The sequence below is a fragment of the Phyllobacterium chamaecytisi genome (assembly GCF_020164455.1).
GTDB classification, from domain to species: domain Bacteria; phylum Pseudomonadota; class Alphaproteobacteria; order Rhizobiales; family Rhizobiaceae; genus Phyllobacterium; species Phyllobacterium chamaecytisi.
Genome location: NZ_JAIQWW010000028.1, coordinates 20,248 through 45,603 on the forward strand (window position 1 = coordinate 20,248; position 25,356 = coordinate 45,603).

Annotated in this window: 29 protein-coding genes; 12 read left to right on the plus strand and 17 right to left on the minus strand. The window is 56.3% G+C overall.

What is annotated here, in order from left to right; genetic code table 11:
• Positions 1–197: 197 nt before the first annotated feature.
• Entirely contained in the window at positions 198–491 is a 294-nt protein-coding gene (locus tag LB462_RS28195) for an anti-sigma factor family protein (RefSeq protein WP_224514936.1), read from the plus strand.
• A gap of 587 nt (positions 492–1,078) precedes the next feature.
• Here the strand turns inward: LB462_RS28195 and LB462_RS28200 are convergent.
• Positions 1,079–1,207: an ABC transporter gene (locus tag LB462_RS28200; protein ID WP_106666649.1), complete on the minus strand. Its 129-nt coding sequence runs from the start codon at positions 1,205–1,207 to the stop codon at positions 1,079–1,081.
• A 339-nt stretch (positions 1,208–1,546) separates the two neighbouring features.
• Positions 1,547–2,209, minus strand: a complete 663-nt coding sequence (locus LB462_RS28205) for a tyrosine-type recombinase/integrase (RefSeq protein ID WP_224515015.1) — start codon at positions 2,207–2,209, stop codon at positions 1,547–1,549.
• Positions 2,210–2,367: 158 nt separating this feature from the next.
• Between LB462_RS28205 and LB462_RS28210 the strand changes: the two genes are divergently transcribed.
• On the plus strand, positions 2,368–2,589 hold the full coding sequence (locus tag LB462_RS28210) for a hypothetical protein (RefSeq protein WP_224514938.1): 222 nt from the start codon (positions 2,368–2,370) through the stop codon (positions 2,587–2,589).
• Positions 2,590–2,608: 19 nt separating this feature from the next.
• On the opposite strand, the gene LB462_RS28215 is transcribed toward LB462_RS28210, so the two are convergent.
• Both LB462_RS28215 and LB462_RS28220 read right to left on the minus strand, forming a co-directional pair.
• Positions 2,609–2,836, minus strand: a complete 228-nt coding sequence (locus LB462_RS28215) for a hypothetical protein (RefSeq protein WP_224514939.1) — start codon at positions 2,834–2,836, stop codon at positions 2,609–2,611.
• Between the two features lie 277 nt (positions 2,837–3,113).
• Entirely contained in the window at positions 3,114–3,329 is a 216-nt protein-coding gene (locus LB462_RS28220; RefSeq protein ID WP_224514941.1) for a hypothetical protein, read from the minus strand.
• 406 nt (positions 3,330–3,735) lie between these two features.
• On the opposite strand from LB462_RS28220, the gene LB462_RS31685 reads away from it, so the two are divergent.
• The gene (locus LB462_RS31685) at positions 3,736–3,987 is read left to right on the plus strand and encodes a helix-turn-helix domain-containing protein (protein ID WP_224515017.1); all 252 of its coding nucleotides are present in this window, start codon (positions 3,736–3,738) and stop codon (positions 3,985–3,987) included.
• A 767-nt stretch (positions 3,988–4,754) separates the two neighbouring features.
• Here LB462_RS31685 and LB462_RS28230 read toward each other — a convergent pair.
• Both LB462_RS28230 and LB462_RS28235 read right to left on the minus strand, forming a co-directional pair.
• Positions 4,755–4,940: a hypothetical protein gene (locus tag LB462_RS28230; protein ID WP_224514942.1), complete on the minus strand. Its 186-nt coding sequence runs from the start codon at positions 4,938–4,940 to the stop codon at positions 4,755–4,757.
• A 291-nt stretch (positions 4,941–5,231) separates the two neighbouring features.
• Positions 5,232–5,384 carry a hypothetical protein gene (locus LB462_RS28235; protein WP_224514944.1) on the minus strand — a complete coding sequence of 51 codons (153 nt, stop codon included), beginning with the start codon at positions 5,382–5,384 and terminating at the stop codon, positions 5,232–5,234.
• A gap of 496 nt (positions 5,385–5,880) precedes the next feature.
• Here LB462_RS28235 and LB462_RS28240 point away from each other — a divergent pair, with 496 nt between their 5' ends.
• The gene (locus tag LB462_RS28240) at positions 5,881–8,610 is read left to right on the plus strand and encodes an aminotransferase class I/II-fold pyridoxal phosphate-dependent enzyme (RefSeq protein WP_224514947.1); all 2,730 of its coding nucleotides are present in this window, start codon (positions 5,881–5,883) and stop codon (positions 8,608–8,610) included.
• A gap of 13 nt (positions 8,611–8,623) precedes the next feature.
• Positions 8,624–10,321 (plus strand): aspartate:alanine exchanger family transporter, encoded by a 1,698-nt coding sequence (locus LB462_RS28245; RefSeq protein WP_224514949.1) that lies wholly within the window; start codon positions 8,624–8,626, stop codon positions 10,319–10,321.
• 666 nt (positions 10,322–10,987) lie between these two features.
• Here the strand turns inward: LB462_RS28245 and LB462_RS28250 are convergent.
• On the minus strand, positions 10,988–12,082 hold the full coding sequence (locus LB462_RS28250; RefSeq protein WP_224514951.1) for a porin: 1,095 nt from the start codon (positions 12,080–12,082) through the stop codon (positions 10,988–10,990).
• A gap of 508 nt (positions 12,083–12,590) precedes the next feature.
• On the opposite strand from LB462_RS28250, the gene aspT reads away from it, so the two are divergent.
• Entirely contained in the window at positions 12,591–14,282 is a 1,692-nt protein-coding gene (gene aspT / locus LB462_RS28255; protein ID WP_224514953.1) for an aspartate-alanine antiporter, read from the plus strand.
• A gap of 54 nt (positions 14,283–14,336) precedes the next feature.
• Here the strand turns inward: aspT and LB462_RS28260 are convergent, their stop codons facing one another.
• The 4 genes from LB462_RS28260 to LB462_RS28275 form a co-directional block, all read right to left on the minus strand.
• Positions 14,337–14,993, minus strand: coding sequence for a MarC family protein (locus LB462_RS28260; RefSeq protein ID WP_224514955.1), 657 nt, complete (start codon positions 14,991–14,993; stop codon positions 14,337–14,339).
• A 242-nt stretch (positions 14,994–15,235) separates the two neighbouring features.
• Positions 15,236–16,333, minus strand: coding sequence for an AraC family transcriptional regulator (locus LB462_RS28265; RefSeq protein WP_224514958.1), 1,098 nt, complete (start codon positions 16,331–16,333; stop codon positions 15,236–15,238).
• 547 nt (positions 16,334–16,880) lie between these two features.
• Entirely contained in the window at positions 16,881–17,408 is a 528-nt protein-coding gene (locus tag LB462_RS28270; protein WP_224514959.1) for a hypothetical protein, read from the minus strand.
• 165 nt (positions 17,409–17,573) lie between these two features.
• Positions 17,574–17,831, minus strand: coding sequence for a hypothetical protein (locus tag LB462_RS28275; RefSeq protein ID WP_224514961.1), 258 nt, complete (start codon positions 17,829–17,831; stop codon positions 17,574–17,576).
• Positions 17,832–18,114: 283 nt separating this feature from the next.
• Here LB462_RS28275 and LB462_RS28280 point away from each other — a divergent pair, with 283 nt between their 5' ends.
• On the plus strand, positions 18,115–18,330 hold the full coding sequence (locus LB462_RS28280; protein WP_224514963.1) for a hypothetical protein: 216 nt from the start codon (positions 18,115–18,117) through the stop codon (positions 18,328–18,330).
• 73 nt (positions 18,331–18,403) lie between these two features.
• Here LB462_RS28280 and LB462_RS28285 read toward each other — a convergent pair whose 3' ends face one another.
• Positions 18,404–18,607, minus strand: a complete 204-nt coding sequence (locus LB462_RS28285; RefSeq protein ID WP_224514965.1) for a hypothetical protein — start codon at positions 18,605–18,607, stop codon at positions 18,404–18,406.
• A gap of 429 nt (positions 18,608–19,036) precedes the next feature.
• Between LB462_RS28285 and LB462_RS28290 the strand changes: the two genes are divergently transcribed.
• The 5 genes from LB462_RS28290 (at position 19,037) to LB462_RS28310 (ending at position 23,166) form a co-directional block, all read left to right on the plus strand.
• Positions 19,037–19,432 (plus strand): hypothetical protein, encoded by a 396-nt coding sequence (locus tag LB462_RS28290; RefSeq protein WP_224514967.1) that lies wholly within the window; start codon positions 19,037–19,039, stop codon positions 19,430–19,432.
• A gap of 155 nt (positions 19,433–19,587) precedes the next feature.
• A complete protein-coding gene (locus LB462_RS28295; protein WP_224515019.1) occupies positions 19,588–19,911 on the plus strand; it encodes an aquaporin in 324 nt (107 codons plus the stop codon).
• A 312-nt stretch (positions 19,912–20,223) separates the two neighbouring features.
• Positions 20,224–20,424: a hypothetical protein gene (locus tag LB462_RS28300; RefSeq protein WP_224514970.1), complete on the plus strand. Its 201-nt coding sequence runs from the start codon at positions 20,224–20,226 to the stop codon at positions 20,422–20,424.
• A gap of 241 nt (positions 20,425–20,665) precedes the next feature.
• Positions 20,666–21,043 carry a hypothetical protein gene (locus LB462_RS28305; protein ID WP_224514971.1) on the plus strand — a complete coding sequence of 126 codons (378 nt, stop codon included), beginning with the start codon at positions 20,666–20,668 and terminating at the stop codon, positions 21,041–21,043.
• Positions 21,044–21,636: 593 nt separating this feature from the next.
• A complete protein-coding gene (locus LB462_RS28310) occupies positions 21,637–23,166 on the plus strand; it encodes a phospholipase D family protein (protein WP_224514973.1) in 1,530 nt (509 codons plus the stop codon).
• 344 nt (positions 23,167–23,510) lie between these two features.
• Here the strand turns inward: LB462_RS28310 and LB462_RS28315 are convergent, their stop codons facing one another.
• The 5 genes from LB462_RS28315 to LB462_RS28335 form a co-directional block, all read right to left on the minus strand.
• Positions 23,511–23,726, minus strand: coding sequence for a zinc-ribbon domain-containing protein (locus LB462_RS28315; protein ID WP_224514975.1), 216 nt, complete (start codon positions 23,724–23,726; stop codon positions 23,511–23,513).
• A 92-nt stretch (positions 23,727–23,818) separates the two neighbouring features.
• The gene (locus LB462_RS28320; RefSeq protein WP_224514977.1) at positions 23,819–24,142 is read right to left on the minus strand and encodes a hypothetical protein; all 324 of its coding nucleotides are present in this window, start codon (positions 24,140–24,142) and stop codon (positions 23,819–23,821) included.
• A 25-nt stretch (positions 24,143–24,167) separates the two neighbouring features.
• Positions 24,168–24,377 (minus strand): hypothetical protein, encoded by a 210-nt coding sequence (locus LB462_RS28325; RefSeq protein WP_224514978.1) that lies wholly within the window; start codon positions 24,375–24,377, stop codon positions 24,168–24,170.
• Between the two features lie 158 nt (positions 24,378–24,535).
• Positions 24,536–24,778 carry a hypothetical protein gene (locus LB462_RS28330; protein ID WP_224514980.1) on the minus strand — a complete coding sequence of 81 codons (243 nt, stop codon included), beginning with the start codon at positions 24,776–24,778 and terminating at the stop codon, positions 24,536–24,538.
• 77 nt (positions 24,779–24,855) lie between these two features.
• On the minus strand, positions 24,856–25,041 hold the full coding sequence (locus tag LB462_RS28335) for a hypothetical protein (RefSeq protein ID WP_224514982.1): 186 nt from the start codon (positions 25,039–25,041) through the stop codon (positions 24,856–24,858).
• Between the last annotated feature and the right edge of the window lie 315 nt (positions 25,042–25,356).

Sequence of the window (25,356 nt, forward strand, 5' to 3'; positions counted from 1 at the left end):
CTTGCCAAAATGCAAGGGTAGCTGACACCCATCGTCGATGTGACGACTTGTTGCCGGAAACTCCAGACCCGCCGGCAACAAGCTCAAATCAGCGCTCGGTGTCATTCTTATTGGGACCATGTGGAGAAAAACAACTCTGCGGTCGGGCGCGAATTCGGCGAGGGCTGGGGCGCATGCAACGAAAACGAGGCGGTACGATGAGCCAGGCGCGACTGAAAGGCTGCCCCGAATGGCGCGTGATGCTGCATGGTTTCGTCGACGGCGAATTCGATCCCGCGCATGCATCGCAGTTTAAGGATCACCTTGCCACCTGTCCGGGCTGCCGGACGGCGATGGAACAGGTGCGGGTCGAGAGGACGGTCATGAACCAGGATAATGTGAAATGGCGCCCGCCCCAAGTATTGCGGGCTCAGGTTCTTTCGATGCACGTCTTCGAGCAGCGCCAGCAGTCGCAGAAACCCGGCTGGCGGCGCGCGCTCGGCCTGAAGTAATTGAGCCTTGTGGCTTCGGTTGCAGCGCTTGCCGCAATCGCCAGCGCCGATAGTAAAGCGAGGCCGCTGAGGCAATGGCGGCGCCGAGCCCAACAACCCAGTATTCAATGTGCTCCTCCTTGTACAGGAACGACATTATCAAAACAACGGGTTGGTGCTGCCTACACTAAGGAGCGTGGGTTCGATTCCCATCAAGGCGGGCATTTGAAGTGAGATTTCCAATGAGCCATGGATATACATCATGTACCGTCACTGCGGCAACTGAACTAATGCCATCAATGACCGAGATGGGGCCGATTCCGGTCAGGCAGCTTTCAAGAACAGCCCTGCGAAAGCAGCCGTTTAGGTCGGCTGTCGTGGTTTCTGGGTCTGGCCATAGCGGTCACTTGTCAGTCGTTGGATGCAGCGGCGAAAACTGCTGACTCGGCGGCAAGGCGCGATTGTAATACGCTCCGGACAAGGCACAAGCTAAGTTCTAACCGGCGCTAAATATTTACGGCGGGAACGCACGTCGTGTACAAGGCCGGTGCTTTGCAATTAATTGAATGGGAAGGTGGACTCACCTTCCCATAACACAGAAGCAGCCTTTATTTATACACTGGCGCTGCAGTCGGTTCTGCCATTGGCGGAGGCGCTTTTCCTTTGCCGATTGATCCGCAGGCACTTAAACTCATAGCTGTTAGTACGGCTACGACGGTGATCAGAGCTCTATTCATTCGAAGATCCTTTTCATCAAGTTGAAGTATGCCAACCACTCTAGGCTACTATGGCAAGTGTTAAGAACTGGTCGTCGGATCGAGAACGTATGAATAGCGCCCATAACCACACTTAGTTCTTTCGAGGCGCTGTGCGGACCGCGACCGCTAAGCTTTCTTCTCAATGGACCGCTTCGAGGAGGCAGTAGTCGCTTTCATGCTCCTCCAGCCGAGACTATGTTACTGTATCAAATACCCGCGTATTTCGCCCGCACTCGTCCCAGAATGTGGACTTATAGGCATTTCAAATGGTTACGTCGCAATTTCTCAAACATGGAACCCAGAAATCGCACTGCTTTCTCAAACGGTACGGTCCGGCTTGCGTTGCAGGTCGACGATCTTTGTTTGTTGTTCAACGTTCGTCTTCAAAGCGTTTCGCCTTTCGACATTGGCGCGACGCAATTGCATTGCCTGTACAGCAGCGCGCTGCCGTTCCATGTCCCTGACGTAGTGATCGACATTTTTACTCGACATATGGCCGCTGATCGACATGATCTGCAGTACGTTGCCGCCACCTTCTGCAATGGCGTTGATGCTGCCCTTGCGCAGTCCATGGCCGGAATAGGCCTCCTCGTAAGTATCCATGCCTTTCTCATAAACGGGGAGACCGGCGGCAATACATGCGAGACGCATAATGATGTTGTAGGACGACTTTCCTAGTGGCCAACCACGGCGACTGCGGAGGATGAAATCGTGATCGCGTCGATGTTCGAAGTTATATTTGATCCTTCCCGTTGAGTTGCGAACCTCACGTCGCATTATCCTTGTGGCCTCCTCTAAATCAAAGCTCATTTTATAAGCGTCGAGCGCTTCCTGCAATTCGGGGTCCACAGGAATCAGAACGGTCGCTTTGGTTTTTTGCTGCGACGGCACGTGGATGGCACGATAGATGGCGGCGCGGATGTTTCGTCCGTATTTCTGCCGTCGAGCGCGCCGGGAATGCGCAGTTTGAACGACGGGCATCAGCAAGCAAACTGTTCCCGGGTATTTCCCTCGTGAGCGTTGGCACTCTCGCTAATCCAACCCTTAAAACGCGTTCCTTGGCCCGCTGTGTGGCAATGACGGTGGCTTGTGGCGCAGTTACTCCATCCTCTCAGTGTCTTTGTGGTATGTATCGGCGCATGAAAGAATCGCGCAAGGCACAGATCATACTTCGGGCGACGTTCTACAACGGCTTGGCCATTACTCTGTTTGCTGTCGGCGGACTCGGCTCTTATTTCTTTTTTGCCAGGTTCAGTCATGATCGGTTATGGGGCCTTGTCATCCTAGCATCGGCGCTTCTCGTCAGCATTATTCTGCATCAAATAGGCTACCGGCATCTGCGCAGGCTGGACGAGGATTAGATTGCCGGGACTTCCGGCGTTATCCGCGCGCGCTGCGAGCGGGCCTTCCACTGCCAGGGGTCCAAAAGAGACTGTGCTTCTGCCAAGCGATGATAAGCTGATCCTCAATGTCGCCAGCGTCGCGGTGCGGAAAGCGGTACCGCAGCAAATCTGCGAGAGCAGCGCGATCCATAGTGTCCGGCCTTATCGCCTCGGCCATCTGCACATGCTTAATAATCTCGTCTATGAGTTTCTCATCGTCGGTCATTTAGTTTTAGTCCCCCGTTCGTGGGAGAATATCAGAAGCGTTAGGGATCGCAACGATGGATAAATCCAGCTTGATCGCACCTTCATCCACCCCAAAACTGGCGAGCCAACGACGATGGATACTGTCGTTAACAACAGTAAGGATACTGCGGAAATCCGCAGTGAGCGTTCGTCACTGGAGGTTCCGCCAGTGAGAAAAGCATGATAAATTAGATGATAGTTTACCCATCTGGCCCAGTGCCATGCAGACAAGCCGCCCGACCGCTGGTCGCGCACGATCACATTTGAGGCTCCCCGCGCAACGCGACGATTATGCGGTGTACTTCCGTCAGTCCCCAGCCCGCCCGAAGCGCTGCAGCAACCAACGGCTGGACATCGGCTTCGGCGCCAAGCGCCATTACGCTTTCCCGTAACGCATCTGCCAAGTCGGTTTCGCGCTCGACGTAAAACCCTGTTCGAGGTGGCGGTTGGATAGGGCCGAGTGTGTCAGCCATGGCAAGCGAAAACTATCAAGGGCGGCTCCGGTGATTGGAAAACTAAGAACTGCCGACCGGGGAGAAGGTTCCATGCGCCTCGTTTATCCACCGGGGGCACCACGGATCTAATGTCCGTTTGACGTAGTTTTGCAAACGAACGTCGCGGCCCAGCCCCCGCAGAGTCCACAAGCCATGCGGGCTGGGTCTCTTTATTTCCGCCCCAAAAGGGGACTCTCCGAGCCCGCTTCAGGGAAACCCCGGATTGTGGCCCGCTTTCTCGCAGCGTAGGTTATCGGGTAAGCGAACGGCCTTACCCCGCCGACGCCATCATTTACCCCCCGCCGCTGCGGCCCGCCCCGAGGCCAAGGCGGCGGTTTTTTTACTTAAGCAATCCTTTAACCGGCGGCATGGTTCTTTCGCCACGATGATAACGGTAACGCGAAATTCGGCAGCAGCCGCCATTAATAAAGACCTTGGCGCAAAGCTGAGGGGCTTCCGTTTGGCCGCTGGCCTCAGCCAAATCGACCTCGGCGCTTCCATGGGAATTTCGGGAACGCAAATCCAAAAGTACGAGGGCGGCAGCAATCGCATGGCCGTCTCGACTTTGATACAGTTTTGCGGGGTCCTGCAACTGGACCTGTCGGCGTTCCTTGGAGATTACCTCGCCAAGCGATGACAAACTGGCACCGACGCGGCGGATGAGTTTACCGCGACCCTAGCCCAGTGCCATGCAGCAGACCGCCTGACCGCTGTTCCCGCGCAATGACTTCCTGAACGGCGGCATTAATCCATCGTCGACCGCTTTGGCGGTTGGTTCCCGCTATGAAAGCATTCTTTACGAAGCAAGCGTTGCTTTTGGGTGCACTGGCGATGGCGGGATGCCAATCCCGACCGCCGCTGAAGCAAATGTCCTATAGTCAGTTGGGACGCTTGCGGAGCAAATCGAGCCAACGTGCACTACCCAAGGTAACAAGCAGGGGGAATTTTTCGGTTTAACAGGTCGAATGCCTTAAGTACATTAATCGCAGTGTCAACGCCTTCATAGCGCCATTCCGGTGCCTGCCGCCAAATGAGCATTGCATGACAAACTGGACGAGCGCTTGAACTTCCTGCGCCTTCAATTGTTTCCGGGTCTTTTCAATTGAGATGATGAACGGCAACGGTTTCCAGCAGCGAACGTGCCAGCACCATACAGGCCAGCGTATTGCCTTGCTGCCATTGTTCGATAGTGGCATCGGCCAGATCGACAACGCGGTGTGGAAAACTTTGCCGGAGGACTGCATATTTCCATGCGAGGTTGGACCGCTAAAGGTCACCAGTCACCGTTGGCACGGCAACGCATTGCCAACGAAGCTCATCCATCGCTTCGTTAATCTCGCTCGTTGTGGCCCAGTCACCACCTGCCCCCTCGACAACAGCTCTGGTAAAACCCATCTAGGGTTCTCAGTCCATTCCGCGCTTGCGCAGTGCCTCTTCGAGCTTCTCCTTGATATACTCCTCACAGCGATGCGGGAACTGCGCGTGAATGTCCTTCACTTCTTTCGACATATACCGGATATCGAGATCAGCAGCCCTGGCACGTTCTGCCCGCCTGTCGATCTCTGCCAATAATTCTGCATTTTGGCTCATCGTTCGTTCCTACCTTGGAGGCGAGCATAACAGACTTCGCGTGGACTTCCGACCATCCATGATGGAGCATCCAATCCGCGATGCACAGGCCCAACGCAAAGCCTTCGCTTGCGCTTTCGGAACCGACGAGTGCGGACAGCGTTTCCACTGGGTCTCTTGGGCTGCGAGGGTCCGCCAAATGATCGCGCTTCTGATGATCTTCGGAATGACACTTGTGTTCGGTGTCTATGCTGTCGCGCTTGTCGTCGGGCTCTGGAGAACCGCAAGGCACTACTATGTCGGGCATAACACTTAGATGCTTTGCAGCACGGTCTCGTCGTCGGCGTTCATTTGATCGACCTCAACATCGAGATGCCATCGGCCGCCTTCATTGCCAGCGATCCGCAGATGCAGCTGGCATTGAATCGAAATGGTCCATTCGCCTCTCGGTAGGTCTTGAAACATCCCGCAATGCTCCTCCAGCCGAGACTATGTTACTGTATCAAACACCCGCGTATTTCGCCCGCACTCGTCCCAGAGGAAGTGCGGCGGTGCCGGAAGTTGCGACCGCCAAGCTGCGTGAGGATCGACAGAGGTGGCGTCTCACCAATGGCGGGTAGACCTAATTGACGCATCTGCGGTGGTGCGTTCTGTCCGCTTTGGTGCTGATATCATTGCCGATTTTCGCCACTTTCCATGGAAGATGCCCTCGTCACCCACCAAAGTGATCGTCGCAGTCGGCACGAATACATGGGCGTGAGACCAGCAGGCGTGCAAGTAGCATGAGTATCGGCCGCCCTTCGCGACTGTTGGATACAGTAACGTACTTGCCCTTTGCCGCAGGCAGAACCCATGATCGACAAATCTGATTTTGCAACACGACTGTGCGACCCCGCTGAACGTGGCCCCTTCGATGATGCCGACTGACCCAACTCGACACTGGAGGCAAAGGAGACCGGTGATGACGACAAAAGCCAAGACATCCGATCACAGAATCGACCATTTCTTTTCAATGCCGGCTGCACGCGCCGATCGCTGGCGCGACATCGTGGGTGCTTCGCGGGCCTGGTCGAGCGGGCGGTCCGACAAGGCCACGGTTGAAGCAGCTTTTGCAGAGTTGGGGCCCATCGAGGAGTTCCACGCGTTTCCCGGCCCCGGACTGATGGGCGCGCTGCGCGAAAAGTTGCAGGGCGACAATGCTGTTGGCTTCACCGAACTGGTGCGGCGTGTCTCTGCCGCTATTGTCACACGCGACTTCAAGTACGACGCAGCCGAGTGGGGTACCGCCGACGAGGTTGCCGACTCGCCCGCCGACGTTCTGCCGCCGACGCTGGGCGGCAGAGAGGCAAGGCGGCCCTATTTCGAGATGCTGATGGTCGCACCTGGTGCCACCACGCACGCTGTCTATCAAATCGCAGAAATGCGGAAGCTGCGCCGGCCGGAAGATGCGTTCATCTACGAGATGGTCGCGGTGGAAAGCTTCGAGGATGCAATCTGCGCCGCCATCATAAATCCCTATATTGCCGCCGTAACCATTTTCGAGGGTTTCACATATACCTCGCGCCACCCGGCTCCCGTGCTGCGGAGTGTTCTGGCCAACCTCGTGCCTGAGGAAGCGAGAAGGGAAGACGCTGATCTGTCGCTGCTGTTGGCCAATTCGCTGAAGCGCTTGCGCCCGGAGCTCGACGTCTATCTGCTCTCGGATCGCCGGGTTGAGAGTTTGGCCGGCGATCCGCGCGCCGCTTCCATACGTCGGGTGCTTTATGCCATCGAGGAGCCGTTGGAGCTCCATCTATCCGTGCTCGAAGGCATTCAGCGGCGCTTCGAAACCCCTTTCTTCGACAATTTGAAGAAGTACGCCCGGCGGCCAATTAGCACCTTCCATGCGCTTCCCATCGCCCGTGGCAAGTCAGTGTTCAAGTCAGACTGGATCCGCGATATGGGCGAGTTCTACGGCATCAATCTGTTCCTTGCAGAAAGCAGTGCGACAACCGGCGGTCTCGACAGCCTGCTTGAGCCGACGGGCAATATCAAACGTTCACAGGAGATGGCCGCGCGCGCTTTCGGGGCCGACCACGCGTTCTTTGTGACCAACGGAACCAGCACCTCGAACAAAATGGTGCACCAGGCGATTGTGGCCCCGGGTGACATCGTCATCCTCGACCGCAATTGCCACAAGTCCCATCATTACGGCTTGGTGCTTGCGGGTGGGCAACCGCTCTATGTTGACGCGTTTCCGATGACCGAATACTCGATGTACGGCGCAGTGCCTCTCGCCAGCGTAAAAAAGGCGCTTCTGGACCTCAAGGCGGAGGGCAGACTCGATCGGGTCAAGATGGTGGACCTGACCAACTGCACCTTCGACGGCCACATCTACAACACGCGCCGCGTCATGGAGGAATGCCTCGCCATCAAGCCAGATCTCGTGTTCCTCTGGGATGAGGCGTGGTTCGGTTTTGCGCGTTTTTCACCAATATTGCGACCCAGAACCGCAATGGGCGCAGCGTCCGCGATCGGCGCTTGGATACACGATCCCGCCTCGATCAAGGCATACGAGAAGCAACAGGACGAGCTCGGTTCGGACCCTTCGGCCGATAAGCTGCTGGCGACGCGGCTGATCCCCGACCCGCGTAAGGTGCGGGTTCGCGTCTATCAGACCCATTCTACGCACAAATCGATGTCGGCGCTGCGTCAAGGCTCTATGGTGCTCGTCAAGGACGTCGACTTCCACACAGTCGAATCCCAGTTCCATGAGGCAGTTTTCACCCATGCCTCGACCAGTCCGAACCAGCAACTGATCGGCAGTCTGGACGTGGCGCGGCGGCAGATGGAGCTGGAAGGCTACGGCCTCGTGCTGAACGCGATCGAGATATCGCTCTCCATTCGGCGCGAGATCAACTCCCATCCCTTGATCTCGAAGTATTTCAAGGTGCTCGGTGCCGATGGCATGGTACCGGCAGAATACCGCAACAGCGGGTTCGTTGATTTCCTGGCTCCAGGCACGACGTGGGCCGAGCAGGTCCGCAGCATGCACGAAGACGAGTTTTGCCTTGACCCCACCCGGATGACGTTGGTATGCGGAACGGCAGGTTTCGACGGAACCGAGTTCAAGGCGTTGCTCGCCAATACATACGACATCCAACTCAACAAAACCTCGCGCAATTCGGTTCTTTTGCAATCCAACATCAACAATACGCGCAGCGACATCGCGCAGTTGCTCCGCGTTCTGCTGGAGATCTGCAACAGCATTGAGGCCCGCCTGGTTCATGGGGGCAGCGGAGAGCAGGACGCTTTTGCAGCCCGCGTGAAGTCGTTGATGACCGATGTGCCGGACCTGCCGAACTTCAGTCATTTCCATGAGGCGTTCCGTCAGGACGCGGGGCGGTCCACGCCCGAGGGAGACATGCGCACCGCCTTCTACGGTGCCTACGACGCCGCGGGTTGCGAATACGTGACCCTGCACGGAGAAGAATGCGACCGCCGGCTTCGCGAAGGGCCGGAAATGGTCTCGGCCAATTTCGTCATTCCTTATCCACCCGGCTTCCCGATCATGGTGCCCGGCCAGGTGATCACACAAGAGACCATCGAATTTATGCGCAAACTCGATGTGAAGGAGATTCACGGCTACGAGAAGGCGCGCGGGCTGAAGCTGTTGAGGCCGGATGTCATCTCCGCCAAGTCAAAACGCTAAAGGGGAAAGCGACATGCAAACATTCTTCGAGTTTCTCAATGCCAACCCCTTCATGCTGCTCTTCCTGACGGTAGGGCTCGCGGTTTGGATAGGACGGCAAAGTGTGATGGGCTACGGGCTCGGCATGGTGGCGGCTGCCATCGTCGTTGGCTGCGGGCTCGCCGTCGTCGGATCGATTTATGGCGTGAAGCTGGAGTTGAACAATTTTACGAAGAGCATGTTTTATTACCTGTTCATGTACGGCGTTGGACTGCGGGTCGGACCGTCGTTCATGAACAGCTTGGGCGGGGACGGGATCAAATTCACCATATTGGCCTTTATCAGTTGCATCGTGGGACTGACGATCGTCGTGCTCGGCGCAATTATCTTTGATTTACCGTTGGGGACCGCAGGCGGAATGCTGGCCGGCTCTCAGACCATGTCCGCGGCGATTGGATCGGCCGAACAAGCCGTGACTTCAGGGGCGCTGACTCTACCGGCCGGCACAACACCCGAGCAGGCGAGCGCGATGATTGCGCTCTCTTATGGCATCACCTACATCTGGGGAACGGTCGGCATCATCTTGATCACCAAGTATCTGCCCAAGTGGTGGGGAGTGGATGCCCGTGCCGCGGCCCGCGCATACGAGGCCGAGCACGGGGTGGCGAGCGGCGATGCACCGACGCTGTCCGGCTGGACGGCCGGAGGGCTACGCGCCTATCGGCTCGAGAACGCGGCCTGGAAAGGGCGCACAGTCCGTGAGTTGCTGCACGAGAATCCGGAATACCGCGTAGTGAACGTGGTGCGGGGCGGTGCGCCCCAAGAACTCACTGGAACGCTTTCACTCCAACTTGGCGACGTCATCGCGCTCGGCGGCCGGCGGGAGACGCTCTCCGACAAGATGGGCTTGATCGGGCCGGAAGTCGCAGACAAAATTGCACTCGACATCCCGCTCGACTCTGCGGAGATTCTCGTTACCAACGGCGAGATCGTCAAGAAAACACGCGAGGAATGGCGAGCTCTGCCGGGGGTCGATCAGCTGCAGGTAACGGCACTGGAGCGAGGCGGAGTGCGGCTACCCATCGGAAACGATACCAAGCTACAGCGGATGGACGTGGTGACCGTGGTCGGACTGAAGGATGCGGTCAACAAAGTTGGAGCACTGTTCGGACGGGTAGTAAGGCCGTCCAGCGCGACCGACCTTCTAACGCTGTCGCTCGGCATGATCTTGGGCTTGTTGATTGGTGCAATCCAGTTCCCTGCGTTTGGGGCATCGATTGGACTCGGCAATGCGGGCGGGCTTTTGGTCTCAGGCGTGATAGTCTCGTCGGTGGCATCCCGTTTGCGCTTCTTCGGCAATACCCCGTCGGCGGCGCGCAACATCCTGGAAGATCTCGGCCTCGTCGTGTTTGTCGCCATCGTTGGAATCAATGCCGGCAACTCGCTCCTTGCTCAGTTGACCGGGGCCCTCGCGCTCAAGATTTTCCTGGTTGGCTTCGTCGCCTGCTCGGTTCCGCCAGTCATCGTCTGGGCCATCGGCTTTCACATATTCAAAATGAACCCAGCTATACTTATGGGCGCTGTAGCCGGCGCGCGCAGTCACAGTGGGCCTTGCCGAGAGGCAGCAGTTGAAATCCAATCGAATGTACCCTGGATCGGTTTCCCCGTCGGCTATGCGGTTTCAGGGGTCCTGCTTACGGTGTTTGGCTACTTCGCGATGATCCTGTCTTGACAGCCCGCTTTGGACGATACGGATGCTTTGGCGATGACGTCGTCAAGGCTCCGCCGATGACAACAAACTGCAAAATGTGCCCTGTGGTGTGACGGCTGAGTGTCGAGCAGAATCAAAGAGAGGACCACTTGGTCAATTGTCTGGAAGCTTGGACATGAATAGAAATCAGCTTCTGACTTCGCTACAAACGACCAAACGCGATGGACTGGGATTCCGGGATACTCGTTACGTCCGACGCCTATAATGTCTGCTTGCCGTTGACTAAGAGGCGGTGAAAGCGAACAACTCAATCAGGCTCGGGCTGAACATCGGTGGGCAAAGACCAAACCGCTTCGGCACATCCAACTCTCGGTATATTCAGGCCTTGGGGCAGGGTAACTCAATCCGCTCACGTGACGACAGCAGAGGCCAAGCTCAGTCGTCCACTCAAGCCGGTCAACGTTGCCGGCGTGGCTCGGCGCTGCGCCGGTGGCGTTATAATTGCCGAGGCTGTGAACCGAGAGCAATACTACCTATGCCAGTTGAGCGACAAGGTTCGTCGTTGTCGCACGCGACGCAGTGGGCCTTACTGTTCGCGCTTGCCATTTCGCCGCGGAATGCGGAGGGCCGGTGGAAAGGACATAGCGGTTCCACGCACCCTCCCGGCGTCCTATCCACGCCCTGCACTTAGAAGTTGCGTTGGAAGCGAACGATACCCCCGACTGCGTCGTCCTCTCCGCTTTCGAGGAGGGCTTCCTCTTTGCGTGCACCGCCGAACTTGGTGTAGTTGACTTCCGGTCTGATCATGAAACCCGGAACAAGCTCGTAGTTCACGTTGAGAGCAAGCGCCCAGGTTCCTTGTTCTTCATAGGCGGCTTGCGCGTTGATCGTTGCCTTGTCGGTGACCTTGGCGGCAAACCCGCCCCACGCGGCCCAGTCGCCTTCCCATGGTCCGTACCAATTGCGATTTTGATTGGTGATGAACGAGTCCTCGTCGTAGTCGGATTGATAGCCGCCCATTATCCAGGCGGATAGCGTGTCGGTAAAATTGACGTCCAACCGCGCTTTGACCCCGATGTCTTCCTGCACCGAGTCGTAGCCGATGACCCCGGCGACCGTCCCCCAAGACTGTTCATATTTCATGCCGGCGAGAACGTGGGGCATATAGTCTACGATGACATAGTCGTAACCATTCGTCTCCGAACCTTGTTCGGCTGCAATAATGGCGGAAAACCCGTTGCCGGCTTTATATGTATAGCTGATTGCGTTGGTGGACATGCTGTCGGCACCGTACTGGATGACGTCGTCCCTGATGATGTTACCGGCATAATTTAGCCATGAACCAAAGATGACGTCATTGACGCCGATCTGGAAACCGCCGAGCTCGATGAAGGCCTGATGAAGGATGCCGCCGGCGTCGTCGCCGTTCGTGTATTGGAACCGGCCGTCGATGTAAGAGCGCAAAGTGCCGAGTTCGGTTTCGGAGCGCGCATCGAAACGCAGCTCGGCACGCGTGCGGGAGTACCATGTGTCGTTCTCACCGCCGACATGACCGCCGGTATAGACATTGTCGCCTCCGGCCACTTCAAAACGCAGATAGCCGCCAAATTTCAGGCAAGTTTCCGTGCCGGGAATATAGAAGAAGCCTGCGCCATAGGCATCGCAAACACGGACATATTCGACGGGATCGGGTTCAGCCACAACCACTGCATCCGCAGCATGCGCTGCCGATACGGCAATAATTGCTCCAGCAGAGGCTAGAAGAAGAGTTCGAACAACCATGCGGTCCCCCATCGGCGCTTGTATTTGGCAACGTTCGAGTAGGTTCAAGTACTGCAGTTTCAATGAATTTCGCAGCCATCCCTCAACCTGGATAAGAAATACCACGACAGGGTTGTCATTGCTGTCACTGAAGGGCCACACTATGCCGCATTCGACCGGAAGCTTAAACAAAAGACAGCCTGGCCTACCTATGATGGAGCCTCACCTCGTGTCGTTACTGTAACGTACTTTCTTTTTGTTTCGACGGCTCGCATGCTTGGTGTGGACGACCGGCCTTGAGATAGCGGCCGCGACAACCTTTGTCGGGCAAGGTGCTGACCCAAGAGACGATCGACTGCGAAAACTTGATGTGAAGGAAATCCACGGTACGAGAAAGCCAAGGCCCTCAAACTACTGCCACCTGAATGCGATCGCTGCAAAAGCGAAGCGTTGAACGTGTTTTCCACGGCGCCTTGATACTGAGCTGATCGTGTTCAAGCGCGAAGGTCGTCGCGGGGGAGATATGGCTATGGTTTGGTTCGAGCAATTCCTAGTCAAGTATCCGGAGCTCGCCGTGTTTCTTGCGATCAGCATCGGCTACCTGATCGGTGGCGTGAAGGTCAGGGGCTTCGGCCTTGGGCCTGTTACCGGCTCCCTCTTCGCCGGGATTTTGATCGGTCAATTCGCCCACGTTCCGATTGCCGGCATGGCGAAGTCGTTGCTGTTCCTTCTGTTTCTTTTCGGCATTGGCTATTCGGTCGGGCCGCAGTTCCTGCAGGCCCTCAAACGAGACGGGTTGAAGCCCGTACTGCTCGCCGTGGTTGTGTGTGTGACAGGGCTGCTCACTGCCATCGTCATCGCCAAGGCCCTGGGGCTTGATCCGGGCTTTGCTGCGGGCCTTGTGTCGGGCGCGCTCACGGAGAGTCCGGCGATGGGCACCGCGACTGAAGCCATCAACGCGCTCCCGCTTATGGAGGATGAGCGTGCCCGGCTGGTCGCACATATCGCGGTGGCCGATGCGGTTTGCTACGTCTTCGGCGCCGTTGGCGTCATTTTGTTCTGCAGTGTGCTGGGGCCCAAATTGCTTGGCATCGACCTGGCGGCCGAGGCGCTCAAGCTGGAGCACGAGCTCGGCATTACGCGGACGGCGGCGGGGGTCGCGTCCGCTTGGCATAGGTTCGAGTTACGCGCCTACCGGATCGCGGAGGGCGCGCCAATCGCAGGACTATCCGTAGCTGCAGCTGAGGCTAAATTTCCGGAGCACCGGCTGTTCATCCAGCGCGTGCGACGCGGCGAGCGAGTTATTGAGGCAAGCCCGGAGTTCGTCTTGAGCCCAGAGGATGTGGTCGCGGTGTCTGGCAGGCGAGAGACCCTGGTGGAGTTGCTCGGCCAGCGTGCCGCCGAGGTAGAGGACCGCGAACTCCTTGATATCCCAGTGTCAGTCGCCGACGTCCTTGTAACAAGCCGCGACCTTGACGGCCGGAGTATCGCGGACGCGGCCAAGGAGGATTGGACCCGCAGCCTCTATCTGCGAGCCATCACGCGCGGGAACCAAAACCTTCCGCTTGCACCTGGGATCTTGGTGCAGCGCGGCGACATTCTGCGGTTGGTGGGGCCGGAGGCCGTCGTCTCGCGCGCCGCCAAACGGGTAGGTGTCATTATCGCACCGACGGCTTCGACCGACTTCTTCGTTCTCGGCCTCGCAATCTTCCTTGGAGGGCTTGTTGGCGTTCTCGTCACCTTTCCTATCGGGGATATGCGGATCTCTTTGAGCACCAGCGTGGGAACCTTGCTGGCGGGGCTGGTCGTGGGGCATATGCGCACGCGCTTTCCGCTCTTCGGCCGCATACCGGATGGAGCCGTCTCGCTGATGACGGCACTTGGTCTTGCCGCCTTCGTGGCAATGACCGGCCTCCATGCCGGCCCCATCTTCTTCTCAGCCATCGCGGAGGCGGGCGTCGGCCTGCTATTTGGCGGCGTGGTCGTTACCCTGATGCCCATGTTCGTAGGACTCTACGTCGGGCGCTACCTGCTCGGCATGAACCCCATACTGCTCCTCGGCGGGCTGGCAGGAGCGCAGACAATGACTGCGGGCATGGCAGCTGTGCAGGACCGGTCGGGGAGTCCGGTTGCCGTGCTCGGCTATACACCAGCGGTCCCCATCGGGCATATCCTCCTTACAACCTGGGGAACGGTGATCGTGGGGGTCATAGCCGGCTAGATTCGACTTACCCCATAACCGATTAGGCGGAGGTAGCGGTGGAGGAGAACCTGCTTAGAGAACGGATCTCAACAGCTCGCTTCCGCCCGACCAGAGGATCTGCAAGCCGAGGCAAAACAGAATGAATGCCGAAAGCCGCACGGCGATATCGGTGCCGCCAGGGCCCAGAATCCTTTGGCTGCGATCCGCATAGCTGAAGCAAAGCAGGATGGTCAATGCCAGAACGGCTATAGCGACGACGCTTGCTATGACGAATATGAGCCTTTCGGCAGGACCCGTAACCGTCGCCTCCGAAAGCCCGATGCTGATCACCACGGCCATGGAGCCTGGCCCTGTCGTGAGGGGGAGGGTCAGCGGATAGAAGGCCTGATCCAGCAGATTGGTGCGCGGAACTCCGCCTGCCGGCGCTTCCAGTTCCTTCTTGCTTCCTTCATTGAGGAGTTTCCAGCCTGAGACAGCGACAATGAACCCGCCAGCGACGCGAAGTATGGGAATTGAAATCCCGTAAAACTGGAGGATGAGCGCGCCAAGCAAGAACGAACAGACCAGGAGAACGAACGAGTTCAACGCGATCCGCCGCGCAAGGACAGCGCGGATCTCAGGTGTTGCACCACGGGTCAACCCGAGGAAGACGAGTGCGGAACCTGGCGGATTGACCACCGGAAAGATCGATGCCAAGACGAGGACGAACGTATTTATGGTCGCGTTCATTTAGGCGGGTCCATCTTGATGAGCCGGCGGTGCCGGGACTTCGGGATGTTTTCATGGCGATCTCGGCTGGACGTCTCGGTCATCCATCGCCTTTCGAACCATGCGCGGTTTAACGACTCGGCCGTTCTCTTGCAGAACAGACCATACATCGATCCCGAGCAGCTTGCTACGCTACGTTTGTCAGGGCAGGCCGAATGGAACCTACGGTCCGGTTGAAGATTTCTTCCGCCTGTTTCAAATAGTTAATTTGGGAGGAAACAGGTTTCTGACGGCAAGGTTCGGCACCCTTCAGCGCCGGCTGACGATGTGACGACAATCAACGCGAGTGCTTTCAGAGACGACAGCTTTTGCGATGAAAGACCGCCGAAATTCTGAAGGGCTCTTTCCGGTCCAGCGTCGGCACGCGTGGCTGAAGGCGCTGGGTTGTTGGAAACAAGCCGCCAAGTGATGTCAGACGCTCGAAGGTTTTGTTCGAGATAACGTAAGGCGAGATCGCGCCGCATCTGGTCGAGGATTTCTCCAAAGCTTAACCCCTCGGCCGCCAACCGCCGCGCGAATGTCCTTTCGCTGAGGTTAAGTTTTTGCGCGACCGTCCTTGCCTGCGCTTCCCCGTGCGGCAGAAGCGGCCTGATGGTGTTCTCAACCTCTGTCCGGAACGCATTGGCGCTGGATGCTCGTGCAGCAATCGCCTCGTCGCAACTCTTCACCATTAGGTCGTTGAGATACGGGTCATAGCCAAGCAGAGGCAAGTCCATCACGCTCGCGTCGAAATTTATCTCGTCGACATGGGCGTCGAAGCTGACCTCGCAGCCCAGGAGCTGTTGGATCTTTCGGCCGTCCGCACGATGATGCATGAAGCTTACCGAAAGCGGCACAATCTTCCTTCCTAAAAGATGGCGGCAGAGGCGTACCAGGGCGACCGCGAAGGACTCCATCAGGTGCCGGTCGATGTGGCGCGGCACCCCATGATATAAAAGTTCCACGCTGCCGCCAGAACTTTTGACAATCCGCAGGTCTAGAGCTTCATTGGCAATGCGTTCATACCGATCCAGGCGTTTGAGTGCGTCGCCCAATCGCTCCGATGACGCGGCCACATAGTAGAGCATGCCAAGTTCGCGCAAGTCGAAATCCGCTGCAAGAGTTAGGCCGAGACAGTCGTTATCGAGGACGCGCGCTACTCGCTCCAGAAAATCGATCGCCGCGATGACCTTGATCCGCTTGTGGCTGTCGACGGCAGCCAGCGACAGGCCGGACCGCACAAGAAGGGGAGCCGGGTCGATGTCGCGACGTTCAAGCACTCCAAGTGCCAAGTGAACAGCCAAGCCTATTGACGTTGGCACAGCCGTCGATCTCCCCAAAATTGCACCGTGCCCAACCGGACAGTCCTCATACTATGAGCGCTACGGCAGCTTAGCGCAACTTTCGTCGAGAGTGTCAAACCACTTCGACTGGGCCGAGGCATGGAGGTCATCATAGGCCAAGTCCTAATTGGCATCTCAGCACAAAAGAATGGCAGTCAAACGCACGCGCGAAATTATTCGCCCCACTAGGGAAAGTCCACGCGAAGCCCTTCGAGTCGACTGGGCTGATTTGCCTTGTCGCAGGGAAAAATCAAATGCACGAAGACTGGGACATCAAGCCTGTCATATTCGGAGTTCTAATTGTCGCTGGCGCACTATGGCTGCTTTACGAAAGTATCCGGTGGGTCTTGGGTTAACAAAGTGACCTTGTTACTAGGGAAAGTCCCGATTGTGGCAAGGCCTCTTTTGCCACATAATAAATTCTCCAATCGTGTCCACACCCGTCCCGATTGGTAACCCCTACCCGTCGTTGTGCTTGAACCCCAACGGCGGGTCTTTTGCGCCAGTGCTCGCTACGAGCGCGCGGTCAATGCTTGAGGCACTTTTTTCCCGCTGCCATTGCCTTGAAAGTCCCCTTCAGATCGACGACGAAGGTCCCCTTGGTTTCGGGAAACACGGTCATTTCATATTTCTTTGCTACGTCTCGCTTGAACTTCGGGTCGTCTGTCAAGATGTAGCCGCCAGAAAGTCCGCCTTTGAGTTCGCCGCTCGTGCTGGTAGCCACACCCTTATAAAGATTGCGGTCGAGGGCGACGAAGATGTCCGTTGTGTTCCCGTTCTTAAGGCCGATATCCGCCTTCGTGAACACGCCGAGATACCCGACCTCCTGATTTGCGGTAACGCCCATTTGCACCGAACCTTGGCCAAAGTCGCGCACGATCAAACAATCTCCGCGAGTTTGATTTGTATAGATAGTCCAGCCCTCGATGTCCTTCCCATACCGGACGAGCACATCGCTAGCCTTGGGGAGGGGATTTTGGCTTTGTGCGTTAGCTGCTATCGCAGACGAAAGTGCTATTGATGCAGCCGCGATGATTGTCAGGAAGTTTCGCATGAATGTTCCCCTTTGTGGGTGCCCGTTGCACCTTGTTTAATTGCTGAGGTTTGCATGGTGGTCGTCGTCAACTGTGCTAACGACTAACCCGTCTCGATGGTTGGTTAGACCAATGGGTGATCCGGCTATCAAAAAAAGGCTCGACTGAATGCCGAGCCTCCACTCTCAATACTTTATGTCTCGGCCCGTCTTACGAGCGTCCTGCTTGGTATGTCGCTTGTCTTGACGGCACGCCGCGTTGCTTTTCTGGTTGGCGGCACGACAATCTTGCTTCGTTTGTCGAGCTTCGGGGCGAGCTTGTTGGCGGACGTCACGCGCTTGTTGGCGCTGTTGCGCTTGCTGAGCCGCAAATGATATTTCTGAAGAACTTAAAAAAGAAATTGCAATCACCGCAGCGGTGATTAGAGGCTTTAATTTAGGCATAATCAAAACTCCCCTATAGGGCTGCCATTTATTGCTGAACGCAGGATTGCCAGTTCAGCAGGCCTTGGTCTTCATGGCTGGCTATTTCACGAACTTCGACCAGGGTACCCCGATAATTTACGCTCCGATAGGGCAAGCGACAATCAGGAGTTCCCCTGAGGCGGGCCGGGATAGTTCCTTTTGGGAGCGAAAACAAAGAGGCCCAGTCCGCCTATGGAACCCCGCCGCTGGTCCAGCAGTTGTTTAGTTACGGACCACGGGAGCCACCCTTGATACTTCCCGCTTGCCATGGCTGATAGGCTCGGCCCCATCCCACCACCACCACCGGACGGGGTTTTACGTCGAGCGCGAAGCCGACTTGGCCAATGCGCTGCGGGCATGCGTCATGGCGCTTGGGGCCGAAGCCGATGTCCAGCCGTTGGTTATGGCGGCGCTTCGTGCAGGCTGGGGACTGACGGAAATCCATCGCATGATCGCTGTGCTGCGTGGGCAGCCATAATAGCGCTACTTGTTTTTATTTGATCCGGCCAAAACAATTTCAGCTATTGCACACATCCGCTCCATGGCCTCAGTTACGACAGCACTTCCCCGCCCTTCTCATCGGCAATTTTCGCGGCGATTCCCATAAGCGTTGCGTTGACGTGGAGGAGGTGGTGGTCGGGATTGCCATGCTTGGTCGCATCGTGTGCCAGCAAGAAGCCGCAGACCGCCTGAACGACGATAGATTCCAGTTTCAGGTCGGCATAGCGCTTCTCCCAATTCACTTCGTCAGCCATGTTCGATACCTCTCGGCTTTCATTTAAGGAATTGCAGAATTCCACTCGGTGTGGATCCTATAAGCGCGCCTGCAACCAAGCCAACGAAACCGAGGGCGATGGCTCCTATCCAGCCATGATTCTCCCAACCTGCTACTCCGCCAATCATCGTACCGGTCATGACGCATCCCAGCATCCAAGCCCAACGAAAAATCGTGACTAGCTTTCGCAGGAAATGCTCTCCCGGATGCGCACAAGGCAACCCCTTGTTACTATTTCGCGGTACATTGGCAGAGAACCATTGAGAACCGGTTAGCAGCGGTCAGTGAGAATGTTGGCGCACCGGACCTGGGTCGCCAACACCCAAGGCAGGTCGTGGCCAGCGCAGTGCTTTGACGGAACGCGTTTTCCTGTATGTTGGTTTTATCCTATCCATTAGAAGGGGTCGCCATGCGTATACTTCTGATAGCAACCATCTTGATCTCGTCCGTCTTACCCACAACAGCGGCAGACTTCGAACTCATAGTGCATCAGGCTGGCGGCGACGCCGGTGAATACACGTCGCAAGCTTACTTTTTGAATCGTAAGACGAAGAAGGTCTACGATTGTTCGGCCCTATGGCAGCAAGCCTCGGGAAATTTGCAAGTGGGATGCGAGAGATACGCACTGTTCGACACCAAAATTCCGGATGCATCAAACGTAGCGACTTATACCGCTGGATTTTATTTTCCGTCCGGCGCTGGTGCGATATGGCAATTGGATCAGGTCACAGGCGAGGTGCAGTATTGCCGGATGTATGCCCTTCAGGGGGAGCCGGTATGCAAAAAAGCCGACTTTAAAGATTGACGGCGATGCGCGGTTACACTTCGCCGTTGTCTTAATGGTCTAAGTGAATATTAGCCCCAACGTGCTGCCATACTGGGGCGCGCAATTGCTCGGCGCGACCGTTGCGGCTTGGATCGTCGGCTTCGCCCTTAGGGGCGCGGCGGCTGGTCCATTCGTTGCTCCCGTATTGGGCGTTTCTGGCCGAGTTCCTTTTCACATTTGCGCTGGTTTACGTCGTGTTGAACGTGGCTACGATTGACGCAACAAAAGGGAATTCCTACTTCGGTCTCGCTATCGGCTTCACCGTTCTGGCTGGCGCATTCGCCGTCGGCCAAGTATCCGGAGCGGCATTCAATCCGGCGGTCGCGATCGGCGCTTCGATCCGAGTCATGCTGCCGTGGTCTAACCTTTGGCTTTATATCGTTGCGGAACTGCTCGGAGGGGCGGCAGCGGCGCTCGTCTTTAAAGCACCCAACCCAACCAGCCCGCCGCCCTCATAGCATCGTCAATCCCGGCTTATCACTCGCTCACAATATCCCCGGGTCCGAGCTGGAGAAATGTCTAACCTCGGCCCTCCCGATCTGCCGCCTCAACAACGACGGCTCTGGTACTGGGCAGAGCGGGCGGCGCACCACTTCACGCCTTGGCAGTTAACAGCAAGAGATTGGCACCTAGCATCAAGCGCGGCGTCCGTCACGCCACTATCTAACCAACAGAAAATCCAGCCTCGGCGCAGATTCAGTGGGTGCTGTCGCGGTAAATCTCGTTGCGCCAACTTGCGCAACATTAACAGCCAAACGAAAGGCAAAAAAGTGAAGACTCTCATCGCGTCGATCGCATTCGCATTCCTCCTGTCAGGTCAGGCTTTCGCCTATACCTGCACGCATGACGTCGGACCGGATAACGGCAATATCGTCACCTGCGAGCAGGCGCAGTCCGATCTCAAAAACGGAATGTCAAAGCTTGACCGGGACAATGATGGTTACGCGTGCGATCGTCAGTGCGGTGATTGATCCTCAGGACCTGAGATCGACACACCAGTGGTAAAAGACCCCTGGGGCTCCTGCCGAATCGCAGGTCAGTATCCGCCACCCCAAAGGACCGAGACGCGTCTGATCGCAAGTAATTGGCAGCCAGGAGCAAGCCGCGGCTTTGACTGAGTGATAGTCGTGCTCGCATGGAGCAGGCCCGTCGAACCGACGCTTGCTTAAAAAGACGAACAAAAGCCCTTCTTGGGTAGGAGCAAATACCAAAATGCAAAAATTCATTGTCGCGTTGTCGGCGTGTGCCGTCCTCGCTGGCTGTGCCTCACGCGCTGACAGCATAGCCCCGGCATATACTTCCGCGCTTAGCTATCAATCACTGTCGTGCAACCAACTGGCCTCAGAGGCGACTGAAATCTCGTCTCGGGCCGCAGCGGCTGCCGGTATGCAGAACCAAAAAGCAACCGGCGATGCCGTCGCAACTGGTGTCGCATTAGTTGTGTTCTGGCCAGCTTTGTTTCTCGTCAAGGGCGACGGAGCACAGGCGGCTGAAGTCTCCCGGCTCAAGGGTGAGATGCAGGCTATCGAATCGATGTCTCGCCGCAAGGGCTGCAGTATCGTTTTCAATGCGCGACCGAAGAAAACATAAGAAATCTGCAGGCGAGAAACATACCAGGATCGAACCGGACTTGAAGCTTCGAGCCCAATGAACGGGAAAAACGTCAAAAGAAACTAGAAAAACAGGTTAAAGCCCATCGAACGCGCTCCGCTGGGGCGCGTTTATTTTGTCTGGTTGCCAGCCTGAATTCACTGATACGGTAGGCAGCAACATAAGATCGGGAGGACGCATCGTGAAGCGATTTGAGTTCCCTGTATTCTTTGTCTGCGCAACGCTGATGATGTTCAGCGCGAACGCCGAGAGTTTCGCATTGAAGATGTTCGGGCACGAGGTATCCGTGAGGCGAGCGATCTTGACGGCAACATCCTTAAAATCGACGGACGCGAGGTTCACAAAACCAGGTCATTTCAGCGCTACCACGGCGATGAGTGGAGAGATCGATCAAGATCTGCGATGACACCGCTAATACCGGCCCAGAGCGACAACGATGTCACTCCGGGAATGGTGCTCAATCTCAAAACGTGACATGTCTGTACTAGCGGCAAAGTGCGCAACACAGCCAAAGTCAAGCTTTGCGAGCCGCTAAGGGACGGTGGCGTGGAGTATTCTGGATGGGGCGTAGTATGAAACCATTTATCTCGGCCGCGGGGCTCTCTTTGTTTCTTCTCGCCGCCTGTTCGCACACTGTGCGAACATTCGAGCAAACACCGTCATATTCGCCCGCGCAGCCGACAAGCACGCGTCTGACACAAGCTGTCCAAAGGCTTGGTGATCCCAGGGACGGTCGCTCCGGGGTCAGGCTCGTCGGCAACGGCGAAGAAGCGCTGGCGGCGCGCTTGGCGCTTGCAGCGGCCGCTGAAAAGACGATCGATGCGCAGTATTACCTTGTGCACAATGATCCTACCGGAAAAATCTTTGCGTGGAGCTTGCTGCAAGCCGCGGATCGGGGTGTGCGGGTGCGGCTACTGCTCGATGACATGGACACTAAGAGCTATGATGCCGTGACTGCGGCTCTGGACTCGCATAAAAACATCGAAATCCGGCTCTTTAACCCGTTCTGGCGGGATCAGAGCCTTGTCGCGGCCGGCCTCACCGACTTCAAGCGGATCAACCGCCGGATGCACAACAAGTCGATGACCGCCGACAACGCCATGTCGATCGTCGGTGGCCGCAATATCGGCGATGAGTATTTCCTGGCCAAGAGGGAATTAAACTATTCGGATCTCGATCTGCTGGTTGCTGGACCCGTTGTCGACGAAGTCTCGACAAACTTTGATGAGTACTGGAACAGCAAGTTTGCAGTGCCTGCGCGCGCCGTCGTTGGCAAACCGAAGGGGTTCAGTCTCGACGAAGCGCGCGATCGCCTTGACGAGATCATCGGGAAAGCCCGGGAGACGGAATATGCCAGCGTCGTGCGTGCGGCTGCTAAGCAAAACCTAACGCCATCGACGCTGAAGCTTGAATGGGTTCGCGCCAAAATGTACTCGGACCCCCCTTCAAAAGCGGCCGGTGAAGACAACAAGGAAGCGATTCTTGCCTCTCAACTGGCAAAGTATTTCGCCCATGCGACATCAAAGGTTGAGATCGTCTCTGCCTATTTCGTGCCAGGCAAACGCGGCACAAAGTGGTTGCGGGAACTTGAGGCGCGGGGCGTCGAGGTGTTGGTTGTAACCAATTCGCTGGCATCGAACGACGTGAAACCCGTCTATGCGCATTATGCAAAGGACCGGCGGGCTCTTCTGGAAGGTGGAGTCCACCTCTACGAACTTCGGCCTGACGCAGATCAAGAAGCGCGGCGCGGCGTCAATTGGGGGGAATCACGATCGGGTCTGCATGCCAAGGCGTTTACCATCGACGATCGTTACCTGTTCGTCGGCTCGTTCAACTGGGACCCGCGGTCGGTGAATATCAATACGGAGATGGGCATTCTGATCGACTCGCCTGAATTTACCAAGAAGACGTCGAATGCCCTAAGAGGCGTTTTAAGAGAAGAAACCTTTGCCGTAAGGCTGGACAAGTACAAGCGGATCTCGTGGACGGAGACCGAGCCGGACGGGACGCAGCGGATCTATTATCATGAGCCGACGGGTTCGCCCTGGGATCAATTCGTGGCGGGATTTTATGCGATTCTCCCTATCGGTTCGCAGCTCTGAGGTTTTCGCGACGCAACCAGCCTAACCGGCGCTCTGAAGTGACGTCTTTGTCCGCCACCTTTCGTCATCGAAAACGGAAAGATCCAGACCAAGCTAGACTGTAGCGTTCGCCGCGAGCGCGAAACGGCTCGCTATCGGGCTCAGTTGCCGGAGGCGGGACAGTCAATATTTATTATCAGAGAGCTTGGATCTAAAAAAACATTGGATCCTTTTGTTCTAAGCACATTAACAAGCAGGCCACGCCAGCAAGGACAAGGCCGATACAGACGAGCGCGAAGTAATGGTGAAAGGCCAGTTCACTACGCCCTTCTCCTGGACCGTCATCGAAATCTATTCGCATAGGATCATTCCCTGCGTATGATTTGACCTTCATGCATTTCAAAGACGCCGTGGCCGCCGCCTTGGGAGTAGAAATCTATTTCGAGTTCGCTCCATCTACCAAGCACCCTGTCACATAAACTGCATTGAATCAGGGTGCGGTCCTGCACGTCATCCGGGATCCGAAGGTAGATCGTTCCGCATTTCGGACATTCAAGTTTGCGATCGAGGCGTTTGTTCATCTGCCACCCCTTTGAAAGTCGTCCCAACCTCAATTTTACGCTCAATTTTCTTTGCTACAATCGTATGTCCGCCAGTGGACAAAAACACGGTCTCATCCACCCTTCTCAGAAGGAAACTCTATCGGCGGCAACCCCTGCAGAGCACGCAGTTTGTTTGCGGTTGAAATTGAAAGGTCCGCCCACGTATCGGCAATGTCTGCGGCGGCTTCGAGAAGATCGTCATCAACATCGTCATGCTGTTCCATTTCTTCGATGATCCGGTCAAACGTGGATGCTCCCTGTTCGACAACTCGATGGAGCCTCGACACCTGGACATCACTCAGTTGCGGAAGCTCGAGCGTGAGTGTCACATCCTCCGCTATGCGCGTGACGAATTCGGCTTGTTCTTGCAGTGTTGTTATCCAGTCGACGGCCATGTTAGCTCCCGGCACCGAAATGACATTAACTGCCCTTTGCGTTGGCATATGCTTTTGAACGCGCTTTCGACTGCGGCGATGGCAGGTCGCGCCCGCCACCATTGTCAGATGGATATTCCAGATAGCGCGCAAAAGCCGCTTTGATCTTGTTGGCCGCTTCCTGCTCGTCATCCTCAACACTGTTGAACTCTCCACGTCGAAAGTCACTGTGTCCAAGCAGAAACGACCATCCCACTTTGCCTTCTGCAGTCCATTGTCGAACTTTCTTACCTTGCCAATGGTCACGCCTTCAGCCTCGGCAACAAAGTCGCTGGGTGGAGTCCCTCCGCCGATGACGGTGCGTTTCCATTCAATAGGGTGTGGCAGAGTGCCTTGCAAGTCATTGATATCTAGTCAGTGTTTCGCATATTTGCCGATCTTCATTTTCAACTGCACACCTTTGTAATTTTGGGGAATGCCCGCCTTGGCATGGGCTTTCGCCAGCTTGTCGAGCCAAAGTGCAATGTCGTCGGGAATAGGTTGTATTTCATTGGCCCAAGCGTTGACCAAAAATACATCACATTCTAAGGCCGCTGCCAAATCCAGTTGAGACCAACGTAGAAGTTTGAGACAGTCATTAAATCGTTCTGGCGTCAAAATCACTCCAGGTCCGGAAACAGAATCGCCCATAGTCACCGATAGCAAATTAAACCCGATCAGCTGGAAGGGTAAATTCAGCTGATCGGGCTATTGTTGGCGCCACCGCCGCCTCCGCCTTTGCCGCCATCTTTTGCCAAGGCCGTTAGTGTTTGAAACTCAAGGGAGTGATTTTCGAGTGTCACTTTATAGGGCATTGTGACGAGGCCCAGCGCCAGGACCGCGCTGCAAAGAATTGGAACCGGCTTAGTACGGATGAGCATCGGCGCCTCCTACATGCCGTGGGATTAGAGTGGTATCATCGACATCGCTTCGAACCTGGTGGCATAAATAGCTCGATGCGCGACTGTCAACAGTTCCATGCCGATATGACCCTGATCAAAACCATTGCTGCATCATGACAAGACTTTGGTCTTACTCCTGAGCTGCCATACGTCTCATCCTGCATAGGTCTGAAGACCAAACGTGGAACGGGTGCCTCCGTTCCACGTTTGGCGTGCGGCAGCCCGACTGGTCCGAAGCATTGGGACGACATCTGCAAAGTCAAATTCCATCCGTCTGCCGTGCTGGAGGCTTTG